The organism is Allobosea lupini (genome assembly GCF_900109525.1).
GTDB lineage: Bacteria > Pseudomonadota > Alphaproteobacteria > Rhizobiales > Beijerinckiaceae > Allobosea > Allobosea lupini.
On record NZ_FOAN01000004.1, the window covers coordinates 53,268 to 78,118 of the forward strand.

16 protein-coding genes are annotated in these 24,851 nt (G+C 70.0%); 7 read left to right on the plus strand and 9 right to left on the minus strand.

Features of this window, described 5'->3' with window-relative positions; translation table 11 throughout:
- Positions 1–7 precede the first annotated feature (7 nt).
- Positions 8–580 carry a hypothetical protein gene (locus BMZ21_RS12915; protein WP_091834578.1) on the minus strand — a complete coding sequence of 191 codons (573 nt, stop codon included), beginning with the start codon at positions 578–580 and terminating at the stop codon, positions 8–10.
- A 203-nt stretch (positions 581–783) separates the two neighbouring features.
- On the opposite strand from BMZ21_RS12915, the gene BMZ21_RS12920 reads away from it, so the two are divergent.
- The 5 genes from BMZ21_RS12920 (at position 784) to BMZ21_RS12940 (ending at position 14,100) form a co-directional block, all read left to right on the plus strand.
- Positions 784–3,153 (plus strand): hypothetical protein, encoded by a 2,370-nt coding sequence (locus tag BMZ21_RS12920; protein WP_143079703.1) that lies wholly within the window; start codon positions 784–786, stop codon positions 3,151–3,153.
- Positions 3,150–6,689, plus strand: coding sequence for a hypothetical protein (locus BMZ21_RS12925; protein ID WP_091834584.1), 3,540 nt, complete (start codon positions 3,150–3,152; stop codon positions 6,687–6,689). The genes BMZ21_RS12920 and BMZ21_RS12925 overlap by 4 nt, the downstream gene beginning before the upstream one ends.
- Before the next feature lie 240 nt (positions 6,690–6,929).
- The gene (locus BMZ21_RS12930) at positions 6,930–8,417 is read left to right on the plus strand and encodes a hypothetical protein (RefSeq protein ID WP_091834587.1); all 1,488 of its coding nucleotides are present in this window, start codon (positions 6,930–6,932) and stop codon (positions 8,415–8,417) included.
- Positions 8,414–11,071, plus strand: a complete 2,658-nt coding sequence (locus BMZ21_RS12935) for a penicillin-binding transpeptidase domain-containing protein (protein ID WP_091834591.1) — start codon at positions 8,414–8,416, stop codon at positions 11,069–11,071. The genes BMZ21_RS12930 and BMZ21_RS12935 overlap by 4 nt, the downstream gene beginning before the upstream one ends.
- Positions 11,068–14,100 carry an MATE family efflux transporter gene (locus BMZ21_RS12940; protein WP_091834594.1) on the plus strand — a complete coding sequence of 1,011 codons (3,033 nt, stop codon included), beginning with the start codon at positions 11,068–11,070 and terminating at the stop codon, positions 14,098–14,100. Before BMZ21_RS12935 ends, BMZ21_RS12940 begins: the two co-directional genes overlap by 4 nt.
- Before the next feature lie 169 nt (positions 14,101–14,269).
- Here the strand turns inward: BMZ21_RS12940 and BMZ21_RS12945 are convergent, their stop codons facing one another.
- From BMZ21_RS12945 to BMZ21_RS12965, 5 genes are all read right to left on the minus strand, one after another.
- Positions 14,270–15,805 (minus strand): flagellar basal body-associated FliL family protein, encoded by a 1,536-nt coding sequence (locus BMZ21_RS12945; RefSeq protein ID WP_091834597.1) that lies wholly within the window; start codon positions 15,803–15,805, stop codon positions 14,270–14,272.
- A 70-nt stretch (positions 15,806–15,875) separates the two neighbouring features.
- Positions 15,876–16,433, minus strand: coding sequence for a hypothetical protein (locus tag BMZ21_RS12950; RefSeq protein WP_091834600.1), 558 nt, complete (start codon positions 16,431–16,433; stop codon positions 15,876–15,878).
- On the minus strand, positions 16,430–17,986 hold the full coding sequence (locus BMZ21_RS12955; RefSeq protein WP_091834603.1) for a hypothetical protein: 1,557 nt from the start codon (positions 17,984–17,986) through the stop codon (positions 16,430–16,432). Before BMZ21_RS12955 ends, BMZ21_RS12950 begins: the two co-directional genes overlap by 4 nt.
- 183 nt (positions 17,987–18,169) lie before the next feature.
- The gene (locus BMZ21_RS12960) at positions 18,170–19,123 is read right to left on the minus strand and encodes a hypothetical protein (RefSeq protein ID WP_091834606.1); all 954 of its coding nucleotides are present in this window, start codon (positions 19,121–19,123) and stop codon (positions 18,170–18,172) included.
- Between the two features lie 49 nt (positions 19,124–19,172).
- Positions 19,173–19,808: an OmpA family protein gene (locus tag BMZ21_RS12965; RefSeq protein ID WP_091834610.1), complete on the minus strand. Its 636-nt coding sequence runs from the start codon at positions 19,806–19,808 to the stop codon at positions 19,173–19,175.
- A gap of 293 nt (positions 19,809–20,101) precedes the next feature.
- Here BMZ21_RS12965 and BMZ21_RS12970 point away from each other — a divergent pair, with 293 nt between their 5' ends.
- Positions 20,102–21,055: a hypothetical protein gene (locus BMZ21_RS12970; RefSeq protein ID WP_091834614.1), complete on the plus strand. Its 954-nt coding sequence runs from the start codon at positions 20,102–20,104 to the stop codon at positions 21,053–21,055.
- Positions 21,056–21,169: 114 nt separating this feature from the next.
- Here the strand turns inward: BMZ21_RS12970 and BMZ21_RS12975 are convergent, their stop codons facing one another.
- Positions 21,170–22,141 (minus strand): D-2-hydroxyacid dehydrogenase, encoded by a 972-nt coding sequence (locus BMZ21_RS12975; protein ID WP_091834617.1) that lies wholly within the window; start codon positions 22,139–22,141, stop codon positions 21,170–21,172.
- A gap of 105 nt (positions 22,142–22,246) precedes the next feature.
- Positions 22,247–23,251, minus strand: a complete 1,005-nt coding sequence (gene cobD / locus BMZ21_RS12980; RefSeq protein ID WP_091834620.1) for a threonine-phosphate decarboxylase CobD — start codon at positions 23,249–23,251, stop codon at positions 22,247–22,249.
- Here cobD and cbiB point away from each other — a divergent pair.
- Positions 23,250–24,230 (plus strand): adenosylcobinamide-phosphate synthase CbiB, encoded by a 981-nt coding sequence (cbiB, locus tag BMZ21_RS12985; protein WP_091834623.1) that lies wholly within the window; start codon positions 23,250–23,252, stop codon positions 24,228–24,230. The two genes, cobD and cbiB, sit on opposite strands and share 2 nt — an antisense overlap.
- Here the strand turns inward: cbiB and cobO are convergent.
- Positions 24,227–24,838: a cob(I)yrinic acid a,c-diamide adenosyltransferase gene (gene cobO, locus BMZ21_RS12990; protein ID WP_091834626.1), complete on the minus strand. Its 612-nt coding sequence runs from the start codon at positions 24,836–24,838 to the stop codon at positions 24,227–24,229. The two genes, cbiB and cobO, sit on opposite strands and share 4 nt — an antisense overlap.
- Positions 24,839–24,851 lie beyond the last annotated feature (13 nt).

Sequence of the window (24,851 nt, forward strand, 5' to 3'; positions counted from 1 at the left end):
TATGGATTCAGGCCAGCGCCAGCGCGGCCCGCGCCGGTCCCGCATCCTGCGCCGGCTCGAACCGGATCAAGCCACGACGGACATTGGCGGCCGCGTCGAGCACCGCGGGAAGCGAGCGCGCGGACCGCTCCAGCACACCGAGCATGGCCGGCACGAGCCGGGGATCGTTCCAGACCTCCTGCGCCCGGCGACCGAATGGCGCCAGGAAAGGCTCGACCCCGCTCCAGGCCAGAACGATCTCGCGCGGACGCGCTGCCGCGGCCTCCAGCCCCGACAGAATGCGCTCGATGATCGGGGCCCAGACGCCGTCGTCATAACGCCCCACCGGCAGGAGGACGACCAGCCGCGCAGCGTCCAGCAGGGTCGCCTGGGCCTGCGAAGCCACCTGGCCGGGATCGCGGAACAGGCGCGGCAGCAGGCGCGGCGCCAGGAAGCTCGCATCGACCTCGCGCGCGTCCACGCCGGACGCTTCGGAGAGCGCCAGGCGACGCTGCGTGACGTCCTCGCCGGCACTCGCTTGAGCGAGCGCGGCCGGCAGCGCGGCCGGCAAGGCGGCGAAGCAAACCGATTCTGCCGTCATCACATCCCGCTCCGTCTCGGCCTGCGACCGACCTTCCCCGACAGCTCGAGGCGGCAGGTTTCCGCAAGTGCAGCCAGCTGGCCGCAAGATCAGGCCCGCACCGACAAGGTCGAGCCGAGCGCATGTCTTGCAAGACGGCGGGCCATCGCGCAAGGTCCGCTCACGTTGCCCCGCCCAATTCGTCTTCCCCGGAGCCTGTTTCCGTGACTCTTTCCGTGGCGCCGGTCGCCATCATCTGGGACGGCTCGCGTCATGTCGCCGCGATCTGGCGGGACAGCGCACCGACCCGTTTCCTGGCAGCCGAAGAGACAAGCGGCCGCATCAGCCTGATCGCCGCCGCCGACGCCGGGACGGCGCCGCTGTTCGCGACCCTGCCCCCCGGCAGCCATTCGCTCCATGCCGTGACGGTCGAGCCCGATGGCGGACTGACCAAGATTCCGGTGCAGCTCGACGACAAGCTGACGTTGGCCGAGGCCGATCGCAACGCCGCCGGCCTGGCACTGGTGCAGATCTATCTCGACGATGAAGGCCGGCTGGCCCAGCAGACCGGCCCTGCCGGCTCGCTCCCATCGGCGCCGTCGGCAATGCTGGCCGCCGGGCTCAACCGGGCCAGCGGCTCGGACGCCGAAAGCTGGCGGCTCTTGGCTGGCCCCTTCCTGCATCCGGACGACGAACGGGCCGCGACGACCATGCTGACCGCGTACCGCGGTGAGGCCGACGGCTTGACGCTCGCCTTCGCCGGCGACGAGGCCGAAACCGCGGCAGAAGGACTGCTGGTGGCTCATCTGCCGGCAGCGATGCGCGAGGCACGGCAGAGCCTGGCGCAGATCGACCAGGACCTGCGGCACGCCATCGAGGCTGAGCTCGACACGCTGGCAGCCTCTCCGGCGGACCAGCGCGACGTCGATGCGACCGGGCTTGGCCGCGTCGCTGCGCTGCGCCGCGGCTTTCGCCTGCTCCGGCCCCGCGTTGAGGCCGGAGGTGGCGTGCTCGCGCTCCCCGACTGGGTCGAGGCGGACGAGATCATCGTCTTCGCCGAGCCGCGGCGCCAGCTCGTCTGGGCGGGTGATGGTGAAGCCGTTGGCGGCAGCCCGTTGACGCTGCTGTGGCAGGAGGGCGCCTTCGCGGCGCTCTCGCATGGCGCGCGCTACGCGGCCTCGGCCGCAACCGGACTGACGCTCGGCCAAAGCGGCGGCAACGCGCTGGTTGTCGCGACCGCCGGGAGCATCGCGCCCTTGCATGACGACCTCGCCCTCGCGGCAAGGCGACTGGCCGAGGGACTCTGGCGAGCGACGAGCGCGGCCAGGCCGCCACGACTCGGCGCCATCCTCGGCGAAATCGGCCTGCGCACGGCCCAGGCGCCGACCGGCGCTCTTGCCGCTCTCGATGCGCGCAGCAAGGCCCCCGAGGCACCTGAAAGCCTGCTGGAAGCGCTGGCCACGACGACCGGAATCGACCCGGACCGGATCGACGAACTCGGCGAGCGCACGCTCACCGAACAGCTCGCCATGCTCCTGCGCGCCCTGGCTCAGCCGCAATTCGCGGCGCGGGCCTGCGCCGCGCGCCTCGTCCTGCCCTTGCCCGGATCGGCACAGGACGAGGCCGGGCTGGAACGGCTGCTCGCCTGGTACGAAGACCCCAATCTCCCGCAGGCGCTCGCCCGCGAGGCCATGGCGCTGGCGGGACACGACCGGCGCGCGATGCGGCTGCTCCACGACGTCGCCGCCAGCGTCCATCAGAGCTGGATCGACGCCGGGCTTGCCGCCGAAGTCGAGCAGGCGATGGCGGCGGCCGCGACGCAACGCGGACAGCGCCGGCTCTCGCCGCTCGATGCCTTGCTTCTGGAGTTGCGCCGGCAGCCGCTGCGGCAGCCGACACCGGGCCTCGAGGCGATCGCTCGCATGCGCAGCGAGCTCGGCGATGCCGCACGGCAGGCGAATCAGCCCGCCGCGATCACCGACGAGCTCGGGCGGCGGCTAGGCGAGCTGACCCCGGGCGAGATCGTCCTGCTGCACGGCCATTTCGCGTCCCTGAAACGCGAGGTCGAGCAGGCTGCGGCCGCAGCCGAGCTCATCCGCGAGTGGGAAGACGCGGCCGGGTGTCCCGGCCTCGCGGCTCGCGCGCATCGGTCCGGCGATCCCGTGCGTGGCGCGCAGCGGCTCGCGGCGGCCAGCCGCAATTTCGCAGGCTCTCTCTCGCAGATCGAAAGCCTGACCCTGGCGCTGACCGAGCTCGGGAACGCGATCGACAGGCTGCTCGGCCCGGCCGGCGAAGGCACGGCGCGCAATCGGGCCCTGCGCGAGACGCTCGACGGCTATGGCCGCCTGCTCCTCGCGCAGCTGGTCCGGCACGAGGCCGATGCTGCCTTCGCCAGCGTGCCCTTCGCCGGGAAGGCGCTGGCCGATCCGCAGGACACCGGCTTCGGCGCGGCCTATCGCCGGCTCAGGGCCGGCTCCGGCGACATGCTGCCGCGCTATCTCGCCGCCGCCGCCGCGCTGACCGGGCTGGATCACCACTGGGGCAGCACGCTCGGCGGCAACTCCGGGTCCGCCGCTTCGAGGCAGGACGCATGACAACCCTGCCCTGCTACAATCTCGAGACCCGCCTCGGGAGCTTTTCCGCGACCATCGCGCTCGACCGCAGCGGCGAGCTGATCGACCTCATCGCCTTCGAGGCCCCCGAGGACATGGTCAAGGCCGTGACGGTCTCGTTGGTCTCGCATGCGCCGAGCCTCGCCAGCGGCATCGACATCGGCTGGCTGCAAGGCAATGCCCTCCTCGACAAGGCCGCAGTCCGGGCGGGCGAGCGGCTGGTGCTGGGGTTGAAGCGCGAAGCCGTGATGCGCGCCGTGGCGAACCACCGCGCGCAGGCCGACATCGACAGTGACGCCAGCCTCGAGATCGCGTTCTCCACCATCGTCGAGACCGCGGCTGGCACGCGCGCCTCGCCGCGGCGCCTGCTCAAGATCGCCGCGCTCGCCGGTGCCTCGCAGCCGGAATGGCAGATCGAGCCGGTCGAGATCGACCTCGATTCGCTGCAGGCCGGCAAGCAGATCGCGATCGGCCAGATCGCGGTCGGCATTCCCAGGGACATCGTGCTCGAAGGCCGGCGTGGGTTGACCATCGAGGCCAGCTGCTTCGGCATCAAGGCCCAGCATCTTTCGCTCGGCGTCGCGGCTCCCATGGACCATTCGGTCTCGCTCAGGCGCTTTCCGGATGCCGGCACCGCGACCAGCCGGCACCTGATCTGGCTCGCCGACGCGCCGGCGCTCGCCGGCCAGGAGTTACGCCTCGACGTGACGCTGACGCGCGACGCCGTGCTCGACTTCGTCGACGAGACGATCCAGGCCAATCCGAAGGCGCCGCTGCAGGTCAGGCTCACCGCCAAGCTCGGCGGCTGGGTCGGGCAGGACGGCGCCGGCCATGATCCCGACGGCCCGGCCAAGCCCTGGTCGAGCGCGCTCGAATCCCGCTCGGTGCCGATCCTCAGCCAGAACCGCGGCGAGGTGGCGCTCACCATCGCCGGACAGCACTTCGCCTGCCCGCTGGGCAGCAGCGCGCAGTTCGAGATCACAGGCGGACTCAACGCCGAGGTCGATCCGGACGACGAGACCTCGATCGTGCGCTGCGACGGGCTGGTGATCGACCTGCGCCGCTGGCCGCTGACCCGGACGGCGCCATTGACGGTCGAGGTCACCAGCAAGATGGGCGAGAGCGAGATCGCCGAGCCGCCGACGCCCTTCCCGCTCGAGATCGTGCGCGAGGGTGATTTCGGCCGGCGCGGCCGCGCCGTCGTGCCGATGCAGAACCTGACGACGACCTTGTCGCGCGCCGTTCGCACCAGCGGTGCCAATGTGCTGCGCGGCGAGATCACCGTCTCGCTGGCGATCAAGGCCGCCGACGAGGGCGGCCGTGCCTTCGCGCAGGCGAGCCTGCCGCTGCGCTATAGCCGCCGCGTCCACCGCCTGCCGATCTGCATCGATCTTGGCGCGTCCGCGACCTCGATATGGTCGGGCGCACCGCGTGCTGCCGGCCGGGCGACCGAGATCAAGCCGCTGGCGCTCGGCACCTGGCTTTCCGCCCATGTCGACCCGCGCCATGGCGAGGCAGCCCTGCAGGATGCCGGCGCCGCGCCGCTGATCCCGAGCCATGTCGGCCTCGATTCCAGCAATAATCTGCGCGCCGACCATGCACCGCACAGCCTGCCCGACCTCGCCTTGATCGGCTCCGACCGCGCCAGCGTGGCGCGCCGGCTCAAGGCCTTCGCGCGGCGCTACGACGTCTCGGCGCCGGCCCCGCCGCCGCAATCCGGCCTGCCCGAAAGCGGCAAGCGGATCGACTCGCTCAAGCACGCGCTGACCTCCGGCGCGGTCTCGCTGACGCTCAACGAGCAGGTCCATCGCTACGACGCCGCCACCGACCGCGTCGTCGCGACCAACACGGTCGAGATCGCGCCCTTGGTCGCCGATGTGCTCGACGAGCTGGTCGATCTCTACGTGCTGCGCCTCGGCGAAGACCGCCTGCGCGTCGAGGACCATGCGCCGCCGCCGGTGGTGCCGCGCATCCTGGTCTCCTGCCCGAGCGGCATCGGCGACGAGATCTCCTCGCGCTATCGTGCCGCGCTCGAACTCTTCGCCCAGCGCCTGGAGCGGCTCTTTCCGGGCGCGACCAGCTTCCCGGATGCCGCGGTCACCGTGCCCGAGGCGGTCGCCGCGGCGCGCTATGTCTCCAGCCTGCCGGAGGTGCGCGCCGCTGTCCCGGATCAAAGCGAGGCGCTGCTTGTCACGCTCGACATCGGCGGCGGCACCAGTGACGTCGCCCTCGCCACTTTGCGCCGAGACGGCGACCGGCTGAGCCATCAGACGCTCGTGACCTTCGGCCTGCCCGTCGGCGGCGATCTGATCGACGAGGAGTTGACCGGTATCGCTGCCACCCTGATCGACCGCGCGATGGACGGGCAGGACGCTCATTGGCAGCCGGCCTTCGCCGAAGCGTCTCTCGCCCGCGCCATCCAGCGCGAGGACGCTGGCGCGCTGGCGGCGCGCAGCTGGCTCCGCAATGCGGTGAAGCGGGCCAAGACAGGTCTCGCCACCCGCCTGAGCGAGAAGGCGCAAGGTGCCGGCACGCGCTACCGCTGGGATGTCGAAGCGGCCGACGAGACCTTCGACATCGTCCTTGCCGAGCTGAAGCCGGACGGCGATCCGGCGGGCCTCTATGTCGCCCAGAACGAACCGGCACTGGCTGATGTCACGCAGCGGCCGGGCCTGCAACTCGCAATCGACGGGCCCGACAGGGCCGGGACGCGCCGGCTGGTGCTGAAGCTCTCGCGCAGCGCCCTGGAGAAGGGCGCGGGCGAGGCGTCGCAACACCTTGCCGAGATCGGCGCCGTGCTCGGCGGCCTGCTGCCGCGCCTCGCCCGCGCCGCCGGCCCGAACCCAGCGCGCCGGCCGACCGTGATCATGGTGCCGACCGGGCGCGCCGCGCTCTGGCCGCCGATCTTCGAGGCGATCGCCACGGAAGCCGACGCCAGCCGCGCCGCGTTCCCGTTCGAGCGGCCATTCTCGCCGGCTGCGATGAAGAAGGCGGTGATCGCGGGCGCCGCCATCCTCGGCATCGAGGGCGACATGGCCGGCAGCGCCGTACAGTACAAGAACCCGCTCGGCATCGCCGCCATGGCGGTGCAGATGCGCGATCTCGGCGCCACCGGCCTGCGCACCGAATTCGCGGCCGAGCGCATCCATTATCTCGGCTACGACATCGGCTCGGGCGCACGCGTCCATGCCGAGCATGACGAGGCGGCGCCGAGCCTGGGCGGGCGTGCCAATCTCGGCCGCCGCTTCCAGTTCGTGCGTACGATTCCGGGCCTAGACCCGCAGGGCAAGGCGCTGGCGCGCCTGCGTCCGCTGCTGGATGGCCAGGACCCGATGGTGCTGCTCGAAGGCGATTCGATCGTGGAGGCCCATCGCGAAGGGCTAGACGGCTTCGGCGTCTGCGAGATCATCAGCGAGGTGCTGTCACCGGTGAGCCGCAAGGTCACGGTGGTCGCCGCCAACGAAGGCTGGGAAGCCTGCTGGCGGATCGAGCACGACCGCGTCTCGCGGATCTATTGAGAATCGAGATGTGCCCCGCTCGCCATTCGAGGTCATTCCGGACAAGCCGCGAAGCGGCGCCGATCGGGAATCCATTCCGGAGCCTATCAGATAAGGGTTCTGGAATGGGTCCCTGGTCTCCCTCCGGTCGCCCGGGACGACTCGCGTATTTGATGACGTCCGGTTCCGAAAATTGCCCCGGAGCGCACAAGAGCGATTGCGCCCTGCAAACCCTTCTCCCCGCCCGAGTGAGCTGACGCCATGGCCCTGCCCGATCTCATGGACCTGGTGATGCACGACCCGCGGCGGCTGACGTCGTTGCGCGCAGTCGCCGGCGAGCCGGGCGAGGCCATGCCCGGCATCGAGAACCTTTGGCGCAAGCCGGTCTTCAGCCTGACCGCCGGCGGCCAGCCGACCAAGGACGGCAAGGCCTCGCTGGAGGACCTGATCGACCGCTATCGCAGCATCGCGCTGACCGATGGCGGCAGCGGCCCGCAGCCGATCGACGTCCCCTTCACCTCGCTGGTGGTGCTGACCGCCGAGGCGCTGCCGGGCGCGCAGGAGCTCGGGCGCTTCCTCGCCGACCGGATCGAGCAGCGCTTCCGCGACGTGATCGATCCCGATATCGGCGTCACCGTCCATGTCGAGCAGAGCCTGCACGCAACCGCACCGGTCGCGGTCTATCTCGGCCATGGCGTCCATGCCCCACCGGCCGACAGCCGATTGCCGCATGGCGAGGTGGTGATCCGGCAGGATGCGCAGACCGCGATCGGCCAGCCGATCATCGGCGTCAACACGCCGGGCGGGCTCTATTCCGGCCAAGCGCGCTTCGCCTTCTCGCGCAGCGAGATGCTGACGCCGGCGGTGCATCCCGATCTGCCGGGCGGCACGATCTTCTTTCTCGGCCGCTACCCCGTCGATGCCTCCGCCCGCGATGCCGGCGGCCTGCCGCTGCTCACCGCTTTGCCGCAGACGCCCGAGGCGCGCGCCCAGGCGATCCAGGTCGAGACGCTGGCTTTGCCCGGCGGCAATGTCGATGCCCGCTTCGAGATCCTCGGCGTGCGCCCGCAGGTCGGCCGCGTCTCGCTGGGGCTTGTCGACGTCACGCTCGACCGCAGGCCGAGCCGGCTGCAGGCGCAGCCGCCCAAGGGCCCGCATCTCGCCGTCACCGGCCTCGCCATCCCCGAGAATTTCGGCGGGAGGCGCATGGCGCGCTACTGGGTCGAGCGCAGCCATGGCGGGCGATTGCTGTCCTCGGCCATGCTGGCCCAGCGCGACAGCATCGTCGTGCAGGGCCGCGACGCCCGCCGCTACGACCGGCGCGAGCTGCGCTACAGCCGCGTCGGCGGCGAGTTCCGCGCCGAGAGCATGAGCTTCGACGGGCGCCGCCGCTCGCTGCTGAGGCTGGAGGACGGCGAGTTCGGCTATATCGGCCTGCCGCGCGAGCAGACGCCGATCGCCTTCGGACCCGACCAGTCCTCGCGCGGCTACGGCACCTTCGACTGGCTCGGCGAGGCCGTGCGCGTCCAGTTCGGCTCGGGCGTGGTCGAGCGGCTCGACGATCTCTATGATCACAACCCGGTCGGCTTCATCGCGGCTGCGCCCGATGGCGTCGCCGTGCAGTCGGCCGGCGATATCTGGCTCCTCGGCGGGCGCAAGCCGCAGGCCGCCGGGACCTGCATCATCCCGCCGAACGGCCCCTTCGTGCTCGGGCCGCTGGTGGTCGAGCTCCGGGAGGCGACGCCATGAGCCATCCGCTCCTCCGCAGCCTGAAGCGCAGCCTCACCGCCGTCGCGGTCGGCGCCGTCACCATCGCCGGTTTCCTTTGGCTGTCGGGCGGGCTGATCGGCGAGCTCGCCGCCAGCCGTGCCTGGATCAAGCAGCCCGATTTCACCGAGACCAGCCGCTCGAACGAGGACCTGTTCCAGCAGGGCGTCGCGACCGGGCTGATCTGGCTCGATGCCGCCGGCCCGGTCATCCGTTCGCAGCCTTGCGAAGCGCTCTACGACGCCTCGCTGACCGTGCCGACGCCGCAAGGCACCAAGGAGTTTTCGCGGACCTTGCTCGACCGGCTCTGCAACCTGCCGGCCGGCGCGCAGATCCGCTCGGAAATGCTGGCCTGGAACAACTCCTTCCTGATCGCCGGCGCTCGCGACGACCGCGCCCCGGATCGGCGCTGCGCCGACGGCACGGCGCTGACGCTGCCGGTGGTGCCGGCCGGCTGCCGCCCGTCGAGCTGGACCGCGCGCGTCGCCCAGACCACCGACCTCGCCGCGCCGCTCAATGTGATGCCCAATGCGGTGCCGCCGCCGCGCGACTTCGCCGATTTCGCCAAGCGCCGGGGCAACCAGCTCTCCGACTGGGCCCTGTTTGGCCCCTTGCGCGCGCCCGAGGACAGGCTCGTTCTCTCGACGCGACTGCCGGCCGGCAATCGCCGTATCACCGTCGACATGATCTTGGAGCCGGCGCGCATCGTCGTCGGCAATGAGCGCGTCAATCTCGACCCCAAGCGCGACGAGCAGACCGTGCGCCTCGCCGGCCTCGCGATCGCAGCCGAGCGCGTCTGCTCCGACAGCGACGAATTCGCGACCTGCGCCGAAGAGGCCCAGCAGGGCCTGCCGCATGGCTGGCGCTTCACCATCACCGGCGCCCGCCGCCGCGACGTCGAGATCGGCTTCGAGGGGCAGCCGGTCCGGGCGGTGCCGCCGCGCGCCCGCGAGATCCTCGGCGGGCCGGGCGTCCAGAGCGAGGACGGCAAGGTCAAGCTCTGGCGTTCCTCGCATATCGAGGCCGATTGCGAGCGGGCCAAGACCAAGCTGGTCTGCGAGCTCGGCTGGCGTGGCGCGGTCACGCAGCGGCGCACCGGCGCGGCCCGCGCGCTCTATTTCGCCGACGGGACGCCGGCGCTCGACAATAACGGCGTGCCGCTGCCGATCGTCGACGAGCTCGGCCTGACCGCGCTGATCGGCTATGGCGCTGGCGATGTCGGCTCGCTCTCGGCCGCGCTCGGCCGGGCCCGCACCCGCGAGAACCTGACGCTCACCATCGAGCCGCGCCTGCAGAAGCTGGTGCAGGACGCCGTCTACGAACATATGGGCGAGCGTCTCGGCCGTGGGAAGCGTCCGCGCAAGCCCGGCCCGCTGCCGGTCAATCTCGCCCCCGAGCAGGAGCCGCCGGATCAGGGCGACGGCCGCGCCGTCGTGCTGCTGATGGATGCCGGCGACGAGCCCGGTGCGCTGCTCGGACTGGCGAGCTGGCCCGATTTCGTGCCCGGCATGCATAGCTGGGACATCCAGGCGCTATCGACCGGGCGCGACAGCGACTCGCCGCTCGCCGGCCATGGCTGGCGCGCCGGCGACGTCCACACCATGCCGGGCTCGACCTTCAAGCTGGTCACCGGCCTCGCCAGCATCCTCGGCATCCGCGAGCAGCCCCGTTTCGCAGACATGATCATGGGCCGGATGCCGCCGGGGCAGCAGGCGCAGGTCTTCGGCATCCCGGGCGGCGGCATCCTCAATGTCGACGGTGTCGCGATCGCCAATTATGGCGGCGCCGGCTTCAATGTCGGCATCCTCTCACCGGCGCAGAGCGGCTGCCCGGATGCCGGCCGCGGGGCGCAGATCGGTTTCTGCGAGGCGCTGATCAAGTCGTCGAACCTGTGGTTCGCCGGCATGGCGCTGACCATGGACGGGCGCAAGGTCGGCGGCCGGCCGACGACCGTGCCCGGGCGTACCGGCACGATCCTGGCGCAGATGACCGAGCATCTCTACCCGATCACCCAGCCGGGCACGCTGGCCCAGCCCGGCGTCGACCTGACCCGCGGCATCGTCCCGGGCGCGCAGCGGCTGACCGGCGAGGCGCTCGACCTCGCGGTCGAGGACAAGCGCAATGCAAGGCGCATCGACCTCGCCACCAACTCCTACGGCCAGGGCGTGCGCGCGACGCCGATCGCCATGGCCTCGATCTACGGTTCGGTCGGCGCCCGCAAGGTCATCCTGCCGCGCGTGCTGAAGCCGGTCTCCGACGTCGCCGAGACGCCGATGCCGAACGAGGGCAAGCCGGTCATCCCCGGCATGGACCCGCGTCAGGCCGAGCCCTTCCTCGACGATGCGCAGCGCGGCCTGCATGGCGTCGTCAACTCGCCCGGCGGCACCGCCGCCGGCGTGATGGCCTCGCTGCCGCCCGATATCCGCAAGCGCATCTACGGCAAGACCGGTACCGCCGACACCACCGACGGCATGAACTCGGCCTGGTTCGCCGGCTGGATGGACAATGTCGCGGGGCGCAAGCGCGTCGCCTTCACCTGCCTGGTCTCGCATACGCGGGAAACCGGCGGACGCGCCTGCGGACGCCTGATGGCCGGCCTGCTCGGCAAGGTCGCCGCGCTCGGAGACAAGAAGTGAGCGAGACCACCGCGCTGCGCCAATTGATGGGGCGCTGGCTGACCTTGCGGCCGTTCCGCCTGCCGCGCATCCGCATCGGCGGTGCCGGCGGGGCCGTGACCGGCCTCGTCCTGCTGGCGCTCTGCCTCGCCGTGCTCGGCTTCTGGTGGCACAATACCACCCATCTGATCGAGAGCGCCCGCCCCGTGGTCAGCCTGGAGCGGCTCGATCTCGCCCTCGCCCGCGGCGAGACCGTGACGATCGGCCGGCGCGAATTGCTGCAGCCGCAGCGCTTCGATGCGGCAGAGGCGCGCCATGTCGCCCTCACCCGTCAGCCGGACGGACGCGTCACCATCCGCAACGTCGCCAATACGCGCCGGCTCTGGCTCGACTATCTCAACGGCGCCGGCAGTTTCTCGGCGCGCTGGCGTTTCCAGCCGGGCGACCGCATCGCCGCCGGTGCGCTCGCCATCGCGGTCGACGAGGCCCGGCCCGGACGGCTGGCACTGACCCTGACCGAAGCCGGCAAGCCGGCCCGCAAGCTCACCATCGACTCGACGGGACCGCTCTCGACGCTCCGGCTCGACGGCAACGCGCTCTCCGTCTGCCAGCCGCGCAGCGGCGCCGACCGCATCCGCGAGATCGTCACCGGCCTGATCGCCACCGACGAACGCGGCGAGGACCGTATCGTCTCGCTCGGCGGCCGCCTGACCTGCTCGGTGCGCGAGGAAGCCCATGTCGGCGCCAGCGCACTGCCCTTCAAGGCGCTGACGATCGTCGCGCGCGGCGGCAGCTATTTCCTCGCTCCCGGCGATGCCGTCGACGCGCCGCGCCCGCCGGTGCTGTTCGCGCGCGGCAACCAGCGCATCACCGACTTCACCGACATCGCCTGGGAGCTCGATCCCGACGGGCCCGCGCGGCTCAGCCACATGATCATCGGCCGCACCCGCTATGCCGTCGACATCGGCGAGGAAGCGAACGGGCGCCTGCCGCTGCGCCTGACGCCGCTGAGCAAGACCCACCGCTTCGCCCCCGACGACGCCGAAGCCCTGCGCGCGACCGCGACGACCGACAGCGTCAGGCCGGTGGTGACGCCGCCGCGCCAGCCGATGTCGGCCGCCGAGCTCGGCAACCCGCTCTCATCGCTCAATGGCGTCGAGCGCATCGTGCGCCTGCTGCTGACTCTCGGCATTGCCGTGTTCGGCGTGCTCGCGGCGATGCACCACGCCACCCTGTTCCGGCGCAGCGCCATCCTGGTCCGGCTGGTCGGCGCGCTCGGCTCCACAGCCTTCATCGGGGCCGCAACCATGCTGGTGCTCGCGCCGGAACTGTCGCGGCTCGGGGGCGCCTCGATCTCCTATGAGGCGGCGGTGCACGCCACCATCCTCGCCTATGCGATCGCCTGCATCGCGATCATGATCGGGCCGCGCTTCACCACGCCGCTGCGCGTGACCTGGCTCGGCCTCGTCATGCTCTGCTGCCTCGGCAGTCTGACGCTGCTGGCCCTCGGCCTCGACGCGGAAAAGACCGACTTCACCATCCATGCCGAGAAGAACAAGCTCCTGTTCTTCGACCTGATCCCGGTCGTTGCGGTGGTGATCGCCTTCCAGCCGCAGCGCTCGATCGCGGCGCTGCCGCGCTCCTTCTTCATGGGCGTCGGCTTCAAGGACCAGCTGCTGCGTGCCGTGCCCGCCATACTGATCCTCGCCGCCTTCGTCGCCTGGGGCGTGCTCGGCACCGAGACCGGCGTCGCCGGCTTCCAGCCGGTCGAGCTCGGCAAGATCGCGCTCGTGCTGGTGCTGGCGCACATCTTCCTCGGTTTCTCGCGGATCGACTATTTCTACAACCAGCGCCACTACATCTCCTGGCTGACGGTCAGTCTCGCGACCGTGCTGGTCTTCATCCTGTTCCTGACCGCGGTGCCGTTCCTGAAGAGCGACTATTCGCCGGCGCTGATCATCATCATTACCACCGTCGTGCTCGCCTTCGCCTTCCTGCTGCCGAGCACGCTGAAGCGCTTGGTCGAGATCATGCGTGTCTTCCTGCGCCGGGCCGACGCGCCGCAGCGCAAGGTCCGCAGGCTCGGCTGGCCCCGCGGCGGCGTATTGGCGCTCGTCCTCGTGATCCTGCTCGGTATCAATGCCGCGCTGATCTACGTCTTCCCGGGGCTCGTCACCTATGCGATCTCGGGCCAGTGGAGCCTGCCCAAGGAGCGGCTCGCCGCCATCGACACGCTCGAGAAGGCCCGCGGCGGGCTGTTCCGCGTCCCGGCCGAGCGGCTCCTGACCTGGTACGATCTCGACCACGCCACCAAGCGGACGCAGACCGCCGCGCAGGACCGCAGCCCGGACGTGATCCATCGCGATCTCGGCTTCCAGCTGCTGCAGTCCAAGGTCGCGCTCGCCGAGATGCCATGCACGCTGGCCCGGCTCGATCTCGGCCTCGACAAGACGCCGGTCGAGGTGCGCCGTGCGCTCGACGAATTGCCGCCCTCGCCGGTCTCGCTCTGCGCCATGCTGCCCGGCGCCCGCGTCACGCCGATCGCCGAGCGCAAGGGCGAGGAACAGGACGAAACCGTCAGCCGCTTCACCGTCAGCGACCTCGTCCGGTTGCCGGTGGTGCAGAACGACTTCATCGCCACCTTCCTGATGGTGCGCTTCGGCCTGCCGGCCGGGCTGGCGCTATTGGCGGCGCAGGTGATCACCGTTTTCGGCCTGCTGGCGCTGGCAGTCAGCCTGATGCGCGAGCGCGCCATGGGCTCGGCCCAGGAAGGCGCGAACAAGGGCATGGCGATCATCCTGGTCGGCATCGCCACGATCTTTTCGCTGCACTGGAGCATTTCCTGGGGCAACGCGCTCGGCCTCCTGCCAGTGATGGGTCAGCCGATGACCTTCATCGCCGCGGCGACCTCGCATCACATGCTGATGGCGCTGCCCTCGATCGCGATCGCGCTGATCGCCGGCCGCCTCGCCGCGATTCGCCAGCTCTCGCCGACCAGCGACCCGCCGCCCTGGGGCCTGTGGCGCGGGCTGACGCGTGCGGGGCTGTAGCGGGGTCAGCTCGCCGTCATTCTCGGCCGAAGCCCTCGGGTCCGACTTTCGGCCGGCCCAAGGATAAACTCCGCGCAGAGCCGAGTATCGGGTGACGGGCAAGCGCCGACCGGAGCCTCATCCGGACTGAGAGGCGCAGGTCAAGCCCGAGCATGACGGCGCCGCCGGCTCAGCGCCGCGTGATCTGAATCGAGATGGCCCTGGGCTCTTCGACCTGGATCACCGGGAAAGCGGTGATGCCGCCGCGGATCGCATTGGGATTGAAGACCACGCGGGTAGGCGTCGACTTGGAGGCGACGACGGCCGGGCCTGTCCCGTTCTGGAACTTCGCCTTGGCCGGCGCGACCGGATCGAGCGCCAGCCCGCAAATGTCCTGGCCATCGATCGCAACGCTCGCCACCTCGCCGATATCGACCGACGCCTCGCTATAGCGCGGGCGGATCTCGTAGATCTGAGCCTCACAGGTGCTGCCGGCAGGTGCGGACAAGGTCACCAGCCGCGCCAGAGCGGAGCCGGGCATCGCGACAGGCCCACTTTGAGCGCTGGCACTCTGCTGGCTCAGCGAAGGCGCTGTCTGCTGCCCCAGAGAGGGTGCGGTCGCGCCTTGCTGCCCGCCGATCTGCTGACCAGAAGTCGGCTGCGTCGCTCCACTGGTCCCGGGTTGGGTCAGCGTCGGCGGAGCCTGATAAGGATCCTCGGCCGAGCCACCACGGGTCAGATACCAGCCCGCCCCCGCTGCGCCTGCTACGAGCACCAGGCCCGCAGCGACGATCAAGGGCAGGCGCGACGAAGAGCCGGTCGATGCCGGCTTGTCGCCCAGGACCTGGCGGCGTGAGCGCGGGGCCTGGGGGCTCTTCAGCACATCGGCGATGGAGGGTTCATCCCCGGCAGGACGCGGCTGGACGAGGGTCTGCTGCGGCTGCGCAGCGGCTGTTTGCGCAGGCTGCGGCTGAGCGGGTTGCTCGGCGCTCCTGGATTCGAACGGTCTCAGGGCCATCGAAGACGATCCCGGTGCTGTCGGCCGATCCAGTGCGGACGCCACGGCCTGCGGTTCGAAAGCACCGCTGCGCAGGAAGAGGTCGATCGGCGCAGCGATGTCCGCGAGAGACGAGACCACCACGATATGATGCGGCTGGCCACCCAGAATCTTGCCGAGGATCGCGACGGCGCGCTCGGCCTCCTCGCCGCGCGGCACCAAGGCCAGCACCGGGGTGGCGCCATGCTCGGCATCGGCGAAGAGATGGCGGCAGCGGTCGATCTTGGTGGTGAGGTGGTATTCCTGCTGGGTGACGCGCGCCTCGCTCGCCGTATCGGCGACCGAGAGGTCGATCGCGCCAGTGCCCCAGATCACGAGCTTGGCCTCGGAGGCCTTGTGCGTCACCGCCTCGCCATGGGTGAGCGCGCAATGAGCGGCGAGCGTCGGCACCATCCAGCTCTTGCCCTGGTCGATCGAGCCTGAGGCGGCGAGACGATAGCTGCCGCCATCGGGCAGGCCGAGGATCTGGCGCAAGGGTTCGCCGGGGCGCAGCAGGTTGCTGTACTGCGTGCTCCAGGGCTCGCAGACCTCGGAGCTCTCGGTCGCCAGCACGACGCGCGAAACCGGCACGCGGGCCGACCAGGCGAGCTTCTTCAGGATGATCGGCTGGTCGGTCGTCGGCACCACGACGAAGACGCCGGAGCGCCTGGCGTTCTGATCTCCGGCCATCATCTCTCCCGCAGGCCCTGCCGTCCCTTCATGCCGGGTAAAAGCGCTGCTTTCGGCAGCGCTCCCGGCGTTACAGCAGATAAACGCCCGCGAGCGGGTTGGCGAGCATCAATCGCAGCAGGTCACGCTCGGCGTCCTGCCGCGGCAGGTCGATGACGATGTGCTTGTCGACCGGCGCCGGCAGCGGCAGGCGGACCACGCCCTCGATCGAGACGACCTCGATCATGGTCGGGGCCGGATCGGTCTCCGACAGGCACTGGATGACCAGGGCCGGCGGCGCATCGTCCTCCTCGATCACATCGAGCTCGAACGAGCCGATGCGGCGGTGGGTCGCGCTGCTGTCATAGGCCGCAGCGGCGAGTTCGCTACGCGCCACGGCCTGGAAGGAGAGCAAGCGGCGATAGAGCCGTGCTGCCTCCGGATCGGTGCGGATGGCACGCTCGGCAGCGAAGTTGACCGGCTCGCCACGGACGCGGCGGGCATGCGCCCAAAGATCGGCCCGGCTGATGCTCGCGGCGACGGCCTCTTCCGGCTCGGTGCTCGCAAGCGCCGCCAGAACCAGCCTGGCCGTGGCGCGGCCGGCGCGGAGGTCGTCTTCGAGCGGACCCTGGTTAGCGAAGTCTGTCATGGCCGTTTCGATCGCCCTTGATAGCGCTGCGAGAAGACGTCGGTGAACCGCGCCTCGTCGCTGGCGGCCTGGGCGACCAGGTCCGTCGTTTCTCCGAAGCGCTTCTGTTGCCTGTTGATCCGGTGCAGGGCCGCTGCGACCGTTCTCAGTGCTCCCCCATGCCTTGCGAAGGTCAGCGCCAGTTTCGCATCGTCGATCCGGAAGCTCGCACGATCATGGCGCCAGCGCCGCAGCAGCTTCTGCCCCTCGGCCGTCGCCGCCGCACTTTCCGGCCCCTCGATCGCCTCGAGGGCATTGCCGATCAGCAACAGTTCGTCGAGCCGCCGGCCCAGAGCGGCGAGACTCGCGGCGATGCCGGCATAGTCGAACGGCTCCGGGCTCTGGTCGACCTGGCCGCGATTGGAGCCGGCGATACGGCGGCTGGCCTCGACCAGCCGGTTCTCCCAGGGCGCGACGGCGCGCGAGCGCGCCAGCGTCAGCGGCTGCTCGTGGGCGAGCGGCAGGATGGCGAGCGCCCGGCCGATGGCCTCGCGCTCCTCCTTGTTGAGGAATTTCGGCTCGGCCGGCAGGCGCATCAACGCGGCGTAGACGCGCTCGCGCACCACGCCGTCCTCATCCTCCTCGTCCGGCTCCTCGTCTTCGTCCGGTTCGTCGACCTCGAGCTCGCCGAGGATTGCCTGATGATCGAGCCAGGCGATCAGCGCCTCCTCCGGATTCTCCGAAGGCTGGCGCGCCATCAGCGTCTCCATCGAAGCCGGTGCCATGAAGTCGCGGCGGCCGACGCTGGAGCGCTCCTCGCGGATCAGGGCGCTGAAACGCTCGGCGAAGCGGGCGAAGCTCCAGGTCTCGCCATGCAGCAACGCGAAGCTCCAGAGCGCGATCAGATCGTCCGGATCGAATTCGCGCTGGCGCTCACGCCGGCCGGAGGCGTTGAGGAAGGCCTCGCGCTGGCGGATCAGGTCGGCGAAGGCGAGCAGCGGCAGATGGCGCCGGCGCCAGGCCCGCATGAAACGGGCCGGCTCCTGCACCGCACGCTTCATGCCGTCCTCGTCGAAGGAGGACAGGGCGAAGACCGCGTCGAGCGCGGTGCGCAAGGCGACCAGCCCGCCTTCCGAGCGCTCATCCGCTTCGGCCGCGAAGAGGAAGTCGGCGAGGCCGAGCGCGCGCCTGATCCGGCTCCAGGAGAAGGAGCGGGTCTTTGCCTCGCCCTTGTCGCCATAGGAGAGCACGATCTCGGCCGCGGAGGCCTCGATGGTCGCCCCGGCGAAGCTCACGCGCACCGGCCCATCCTGGCGCAGCGGCCGCAACAGGATGCCGCTCTCGTCGAGCATGCAGCCGATGGCGGCGTCGCGGGCGGGCATGCGCGGATTTGCGGTCAGCGCTCCCAGCGAGAACAAGACCTGCAGCATGTCCCAGAGGGGCAGATCGGCATTCTCCGAACCGCCACCCGTGATCGCGAGAACGAACTTCTCCGTGTCCCGGGCGGAAAACCGCCGCGAAGACGCGATCGTGCTGATCTCCGCGACCCTTGCAGGGTCAATACCCCAATCCATGTGTCAAATATCCGCATCGACCACCGGCTCGGTTGCGGCAAACGGACCCCCCTGCCCCGCTCGCGCCCAGCCGGCACATATTGCTGCCATAATTAAAGTAACAAGCCGCCCGGTCCATGTCGACCGGGCGGCTTTTTCGTAAGGGAAGGCCGGGATTCATGGTTACCCGGCCACCCAATCCGATCAGCGGGTGGCGACCTTGCTGACAACCAGACGGTTGCCGGAGAAGGTGACCTGACCGTTCAGACCGACCAGCTCCAGCATCAGGCGGAAATTACGGGTCAGGCGAGCGGAGTCGGCCGAGGTGGTGTAGAAGAAGTCGGCCGAGGTCGACGTCATCTGCGTGGCGCGATGGGCGCGGTAGCAACCCCAGCGAACGAACTCGCTCTCGACCCGGTCGACTTCCGTGGCGGTGAAGTCGCGCAGCTGGATCACGAAGTCGGTCGGCAGGCTGTTGCAGCCGTCGCCGCCAGCAGCGACCGGAGCCGCACCACCCGCACCGGCGCCACCGCCGAGGACGATACCGTCCTTGCCGACAGCAGCCGCACCACCGCTCGGGCGGGCAAAGCCCTCAAGCTTCTGGGCGATCGCCGCGCCGAGATCGGCGGCGAGGAGGCGCGAGTGGGTGCCGACCGTCTCGAGCAGGCACTCGGCGCTGCAGGGGTTCGGCAAGGCGGGCAGCTGGAAGCCGCCGACCTCGAAGGCCGCGATGAACTGGCCGGAGCGGACATTGAGCACGCGGCCGGCGATGCGGATCTCGGGGAAGCGGATGTCGGCAGCGACGGCGCGGCGGGCCGAGGCGTAGATCTGGTAGACGACCATGGCGTCGACCGGGGTCGAGACAGCGCGGGCGATCTCGATCAGCTCGGCGTCGCGGCGGCGGACCCGGGCGGTCTGGGTGATGCCCAGCGCCAGGCTGGTCTCGTCATAGACCTGGAAGCCGCGGGTGTTGAGATACTCCGAAAGCTGGAGCTGCACCCGATTGAAGATGCGGTTGTTGCGCGGAACCGTATCCGGATCGGCGTCGTCCGACATCACCAGGAGGTTGATGCGGGAATTCGGCGATTGGGCGCTGGCGACGACGCTGAAGGACATCAGCAGCGCGAGACCGAGCATGAGGCGCTTGAACAAAGCCATGACGATGCCCCCTGAGGCAAATGGTTGTTTCGGGAAGACGGTAGAAAACTCAGCCGGTGATGGCGATGACTTCAACGCGGCGATTGACGGGTGAATAGGGGCTGCGCGGATTGCGCAGCATATCAGGACCGAAGCCGTGGGCGACGAGGCGGCCAGGGCTGATCTCGCCGTAGGAGACCAGCCAGTCACGGACCGCGGCAGCCCGCTCCTGCGAGAGCTCGACATTGTAGTCGTAGCCGCCTTCGGCGCTAGTGTGGCCGGCGATCAGGAAGCGCTGATCGAGCAGGATCGGATCGCGCAGCGCCAGGGCAAGCCGCATTAGCGTGGCTTCTGCGCCCCGGCGCAGCGTCGCCGAGTCGTTGTCGAAGAAGACTGTGACTTCGACGCGGCGGGTCAGGTCGATCACGACATCCGAACCGTAACCGCGCGGATGGACCCGGCGGGGCACCGGCGCGACGCGGCGCACCACGACCCTGCCGCCACCACTTGCGCCACCACCTGAGCGACCCGGCACGCGATCATGCGGCGCCAGCGAGCGCAGGATATTGGTCGCACCCTGGTCGGTCTGTGCCAGCGCAGGAAGAGCGCTCAGCAGCGGCAGCGAAAGGACGAATCCACCGAGCGCCCGGCGGGACATCATCTGGGGAAGCTCGCCGTTGTCCTTGCGCTCATCTGCGTTCTTCATAGCCAGATCCCCTGTTTACCCTCTCTTCGCATAGTCCTGTAGCCTCGACAATGCGACGGCCGGCTCGGGTGAAGGCGGGTCGTAGCAGTGGCGTTGCCCGAGCTTTGCCACGGTTTGCCTGATTTTCGCGGCAGACCGCATTTTTTCCTGAACAGCGAGTGAATGAGCGCCCTCTCACGCGCGCACGTTCAAATTCCCGCACAGGGTTCCCCGGGCATCTGCGAAACCGGCTCAGGGATCGCCAAGGGTCTGGCAACGTGCCCAGCGCACACCCGTTCATGAGGAGACCCGCCATGGGCTTCCAGCTCGACCAGACCGCCCGCCTGCGCACCAGCCGCCTGCGCCTCGCCGTCGCCGCCCTCGCCGTCATCGTCTCGGCCGGCGCCGGTTTCGCGCAGGCCGAAGGCGGCAACCCGGATGCACCCAAGGTCGCCGAGCGGCCGCAGTCGCTGAAGCTGGAATTCTCCTCGCGCACCGTCTCGCTCGGCGTCGCCCAGTCGGCCCGCGAGATCATGACGACGCGCCAGATCGCCTTCGCGCCCGGCAGCTGGGAGGTCTCCTCCGATGCCCGCCGCGCCATCACCCAGCTGCGCGACATCTTCCGTGGCAATGCTCCCAAGGGCGCACCCTTCGCCATCCTGGTCTCGGGCGGCGACGAGGTCGTCAATTATCGCCGGGCCCGTGCGCTCCGCACCCAGCTGATCGAGATGCAGCTCGAGGATGCCGGCAAGGTCGTGATCGCCGCCCGCGCCACCGGCGAAGGCCAGGCCACCGACGACGGCAAGGCACGCGTCGATCTCGTCCCGCTCGACCCGGCCCGCTGCGGCGGCTGCGGCGATGCTCCCTTCCGCACGCTCGTCCTCGACACCGGCGTCCAGAAGCTGGTGCGCGCCAGCGCCGAGGACGCGGTCGTTCCGGCCTCGCAGGTCGCCGGCAAGGACGGCCAGGACACCAACGTCACCGCGGCGCCGCTGCCGCCGGTGCGCCAGCAGGCGACCGAGAAGACTGTCGAACGCGCCCAGGCTCCGCGCCCCGCCCCGAAACTGGCGACCGCGCGGCAGGCGGAACCGCGCTATGACGGCCGCACCGTCATGGTCGAGCCCGATGATTACGGGCAGCAGCGCCGCCGCATCAGCCGCAGCACCAACCGCGGCTGCGCCATGCCGGACATCATCATCGACGACTACTATCCGGGTGGCCCGCTGGTCGGCTGCGACGGCAGCTACGGCCCGCGCCCGCGCTGGTGAGTTCGGACCGGATCAAAGCCTCCCGGGCGAGCGCAGAGCCGCCGGGGAGGCTTTGCCTTTATGACTCCGCGCAACAGTGGCGCCGCAAACGCTTCGGACTCGTATCGGCGCTGTTCAGACGATCTGGTTGAGCAGCGCGGCCTCGCCGCGCTCCAGTCGGCCGAGATTGTCCAAGAGGATATCGACGACATTGCTCTCATAGGCGCGGGTCTCGCCGGCGCTGTGCGGCGTCAGCAGCACCTGCGGCATCGCCCAGAGCGGCGAGCTTGCCGGCAGAGGCTCCTCGTACACGCAGTCGATGCCGGCGCCCGCGATACGGCCCGCTTCGAGCGCGGCGATCAGCGCAGGCTCGTCGACGACACGCCCCCGCGCGACATTGATCAGATAGGCCGAGGGCTTCATCGCCGCGAGCGCGGCGGCATCGATCAGCCCTTCCGTCTCCTGCGTCAGCGGGCAGGTCAAGGCGACGAAATCAGCCTTCGCGAGCGCGGCGTGCAGCTCCGCCGGCGGCACGATCGCCTCGACATTCGGCTCCGAGCCCGGCCGGCGGCGCACGCCGATCACGCGCATGCCGAAGGCGGAAGCGATTGCGGCGAGCCGCAGGCCGATACGGCCGAGACCGACGATGACCAGGGTCCGGCCGCCAAGCTCGTCCTCGCGGCGGGAGCGATCGCCGATCATCGGCCGCCAATTGGCCTTTGCCTGGTTGTCGCGGGCGAGATGGAGCTGGCGCGCCAGCGCCAGGATCAGCGAGATCGCATGTTCGGCGACGGCGCGCTCGTTAGCGCCCTGGGCGCTGGCGAGGCGAACACCCGCCGCCGCCAGCTTCGGCTTGTCGAACTGGTCGGTGCCGGCGCTGATCGACTGGATGAAGCGCAGCTTGCCTAACCCGTCCAGGATCTCGTTGCGCCAGAGGCCGGAAACGACGAGGACATCGGCCTCCGCTGCCCGAGCCTTGAGATCGTCGACGGTTCGGACCTCGAAGCTCGCCGCCGCGCCGTTACGCGCCAGATACTCGTCGCGCAGCTGATAGGCCGCATGGGCGAAGCCGATGGTGAGGGCGGACTGCTTCGGCCAGGGCTGCATGCGACTTGTCTCCGGATCGCTGGAATCACCTGACGATAGCGACGATACGCAGCTTCGTCCCATTCGCACCCGCATGCGCCGGCTGCGATGACCGCGCAGCGAGGCTCAGGCCGACTTGAGGGCCTGCACCAACCGGGTCCAGCCCGCCTCGTGGCCCGGCAGGCCGAAGCGCAGGCGGCAAGGATCGTGCTGAAACCGGCGGACATAGATGCCGGCGCGGCCGAGCCTCTCGAACAGGGATGGCGCCTGCGGCGTCTCGATCAGGCGATAGAGCACGGTGCCGCCGACGACCCGGCCCTGTCCGGCAAGGAGAGCGTCGAGGCGCTTGCTGTCGGCGGCGCGCGCTTCGCCGGCCGCGGACAGCCACTGCGCATCGCCGAGCGCGACGGCTCCGACATGCAGCGCCGGCCCGGCCACCGCCCAGGGGCCGAGCATGGCCTGAAGGGCGTCGGTGAAGCGCTCTTCGCCAACGGCGAAGCCGAGCCTGAGGCCGGCCAGCCCGTAGGCCTTGCCGAAGGAGCGCAGAACGAGAGCCCCCTCCGGCAGGATCGGCAGCAGGCTCGTCTCAGGCGCGAAATCGGCAAAGGCCTCGTCGACCACCAGCAGGCCGCCTCGCGCGCCAAGCAACCCGGCCAGCTGGACCAGCGTCTCCTGCGCGACGACGCGCCCGTCCGGATTGTTCGGATTGACCAGCACGACGACATTGGCGTCACCGATCTCCGCGAGGTCCGCGATTTCGCGCACAATCGCGCCCGCCTTGCGCCAGGCCGGCGCGTGCTCGCCATAGGTCGGGCCGAGCACGGCGACATTCGCTGCCGGTATCAGACGCGGCAGCAACTCGATCAGGATCTGCGTGCCCGGCGCGGCGACGAGGCCGCTTTGCGGACGAATGCGGTAGGCCTTGCGGGCCGCCGCCAGCAGCGCGGCCTCGTCCGACTTGCCGGGCAGGCGCTGCCACAGGCTTAACGGCAGCTGCGGAAGCGGATAGGGGATCGGGTTGATACCGGTCGAGAGATCGATCCAGGGTTCTGGCGCCTGCGGAAACAGCGCCTTGGCCGTGGCGAGATCGCCGCCATGCCAGATCGCTTCCTTCGTCTCCACGGCCGCCATGTCGCTCTCCGCCAGCCTGCCGCTCCTCCTCGCCGCCCTCCTGATCGAGGCGGCGATCGGCTATCCGGCGCGCCTGTTCGCATGGATCGGCCATCCCGTCACCTGGATCGGCGCGCTGATCGGCGCGCTGGATCGCAGCCTCAATCGCGAGAGCATGAGTTTCGCGATGCGGCGTCTGGCCGGTGTGGCCGCGCTCCTGATCCTGCTGGGTGTGACACTTGCCGCCTCGCTGGCCCTCGTCGCGCTCTGCCGCCTCGCCGAGCCGCTCGCTTTGCTGCCGCTGGCATTGCTGGCTTCCAGCCTGCTGGCGCAGCGAAGCCTGCACGAGCATGTCGCCCGCGTGGCCCAAGGATTGGAGCAAGGCGGCCTCACCGGGGGGCGCAAGGCGGTCGCGATGATCGTCGGCCGCGATCCGGAGAGCCTCGACGAGGCCGGCGTCGCGCGCGCCGCGATCGAGAGCCTCTCCGAGAATTTTTCCGACGGGATCGTCGCACCGGCCTTCTGGCTCGGCCTCGGCGGCCTGCCGGGCGGGGCACTCTATAAGGCGATCAACACCGCCGATTCGATGATCGGCCACAGATCGCCGCGACATCTCGCCTTCGGCTGGGCTGCCGCCCGGCTGGACGATCTCGTAAATTTACCAGCTTCTAGGCTGACTGCTTTGCTGCTGATCGCCGCCGCGGCGCTCGACCGGCAGGCCGAAGCCGGCGCCGCCTGGCGCGCCGTGCGTCGCGATGCCCGCCGCCACCGCTCGCCCAATGCCGGCTGGCCGGAGGCGGCGATGGCAGGTGCGCTCGGGCTTCGTCTCGCCGGCCCGCGCGTCTACGGGGCGGTCAGGGTCGAGGATGGCTGGATGGGCGATGGCAGGGCGGAAGCGACGGCGGCGGACATAAGGCGGGCGCTCGCCCTCTACCGACGCTCCTGCCTGCTGCTCTGGGGGTTGGCGGCAGTTGCAAGCGTGGCCGCGCTCGCCCTCTAGAACTCGATCCCCTCCTGCGCCTTTACCCCGGCGGCGAAGTGATGCTTCACCAGCGTCATCTCGGTGACGAGGTCAGCCGCTTCGATCAGCTCCGGCTTGGCATTGCGGCCGGTGACGACGACGTGGAGATCGGGCCGACGAGCCTGCAACGCCGCCACGACCTCGGCGAGCGGCAGGTAGTCGTAGCGCAGCGCGATGTTGAGTTCGTCGAGCACCAAGAGCCGGATGCTCTCATCGGCCATCAGCTCCCTGGCCTTGCCGAAAGCGCGCGTCGCGGCGGCGATGTCGCGGGCCTTGTCCTGCGTCTCCCAGGTGAAGCCCTCGCCCATCGAATGCCAGGAGACCTGATCGCCAAAGGCGTCCAGCGCCTTGCGTTCCCCGGTCGACCAGGCGCCCTTGATGAACTGGACGACACCGATGCGCCAGCCATGGCCGAGCGCCCGCAGGATCAGGCCGAAGGCGGCGGTCGACTTGCCCTTGCCCGGGCCGGTGTTGACGATCAGCAGGCCCTTTTCCAGCGTCTTGCCGGCGACCTCGGCGTCCTGCACCGCCTTGCGCTTTGCCATCTTCGCCTTGTGGCGGGCAGCGTCCTCAGCTTCGTCGGTCATCGTCACGTCGCGC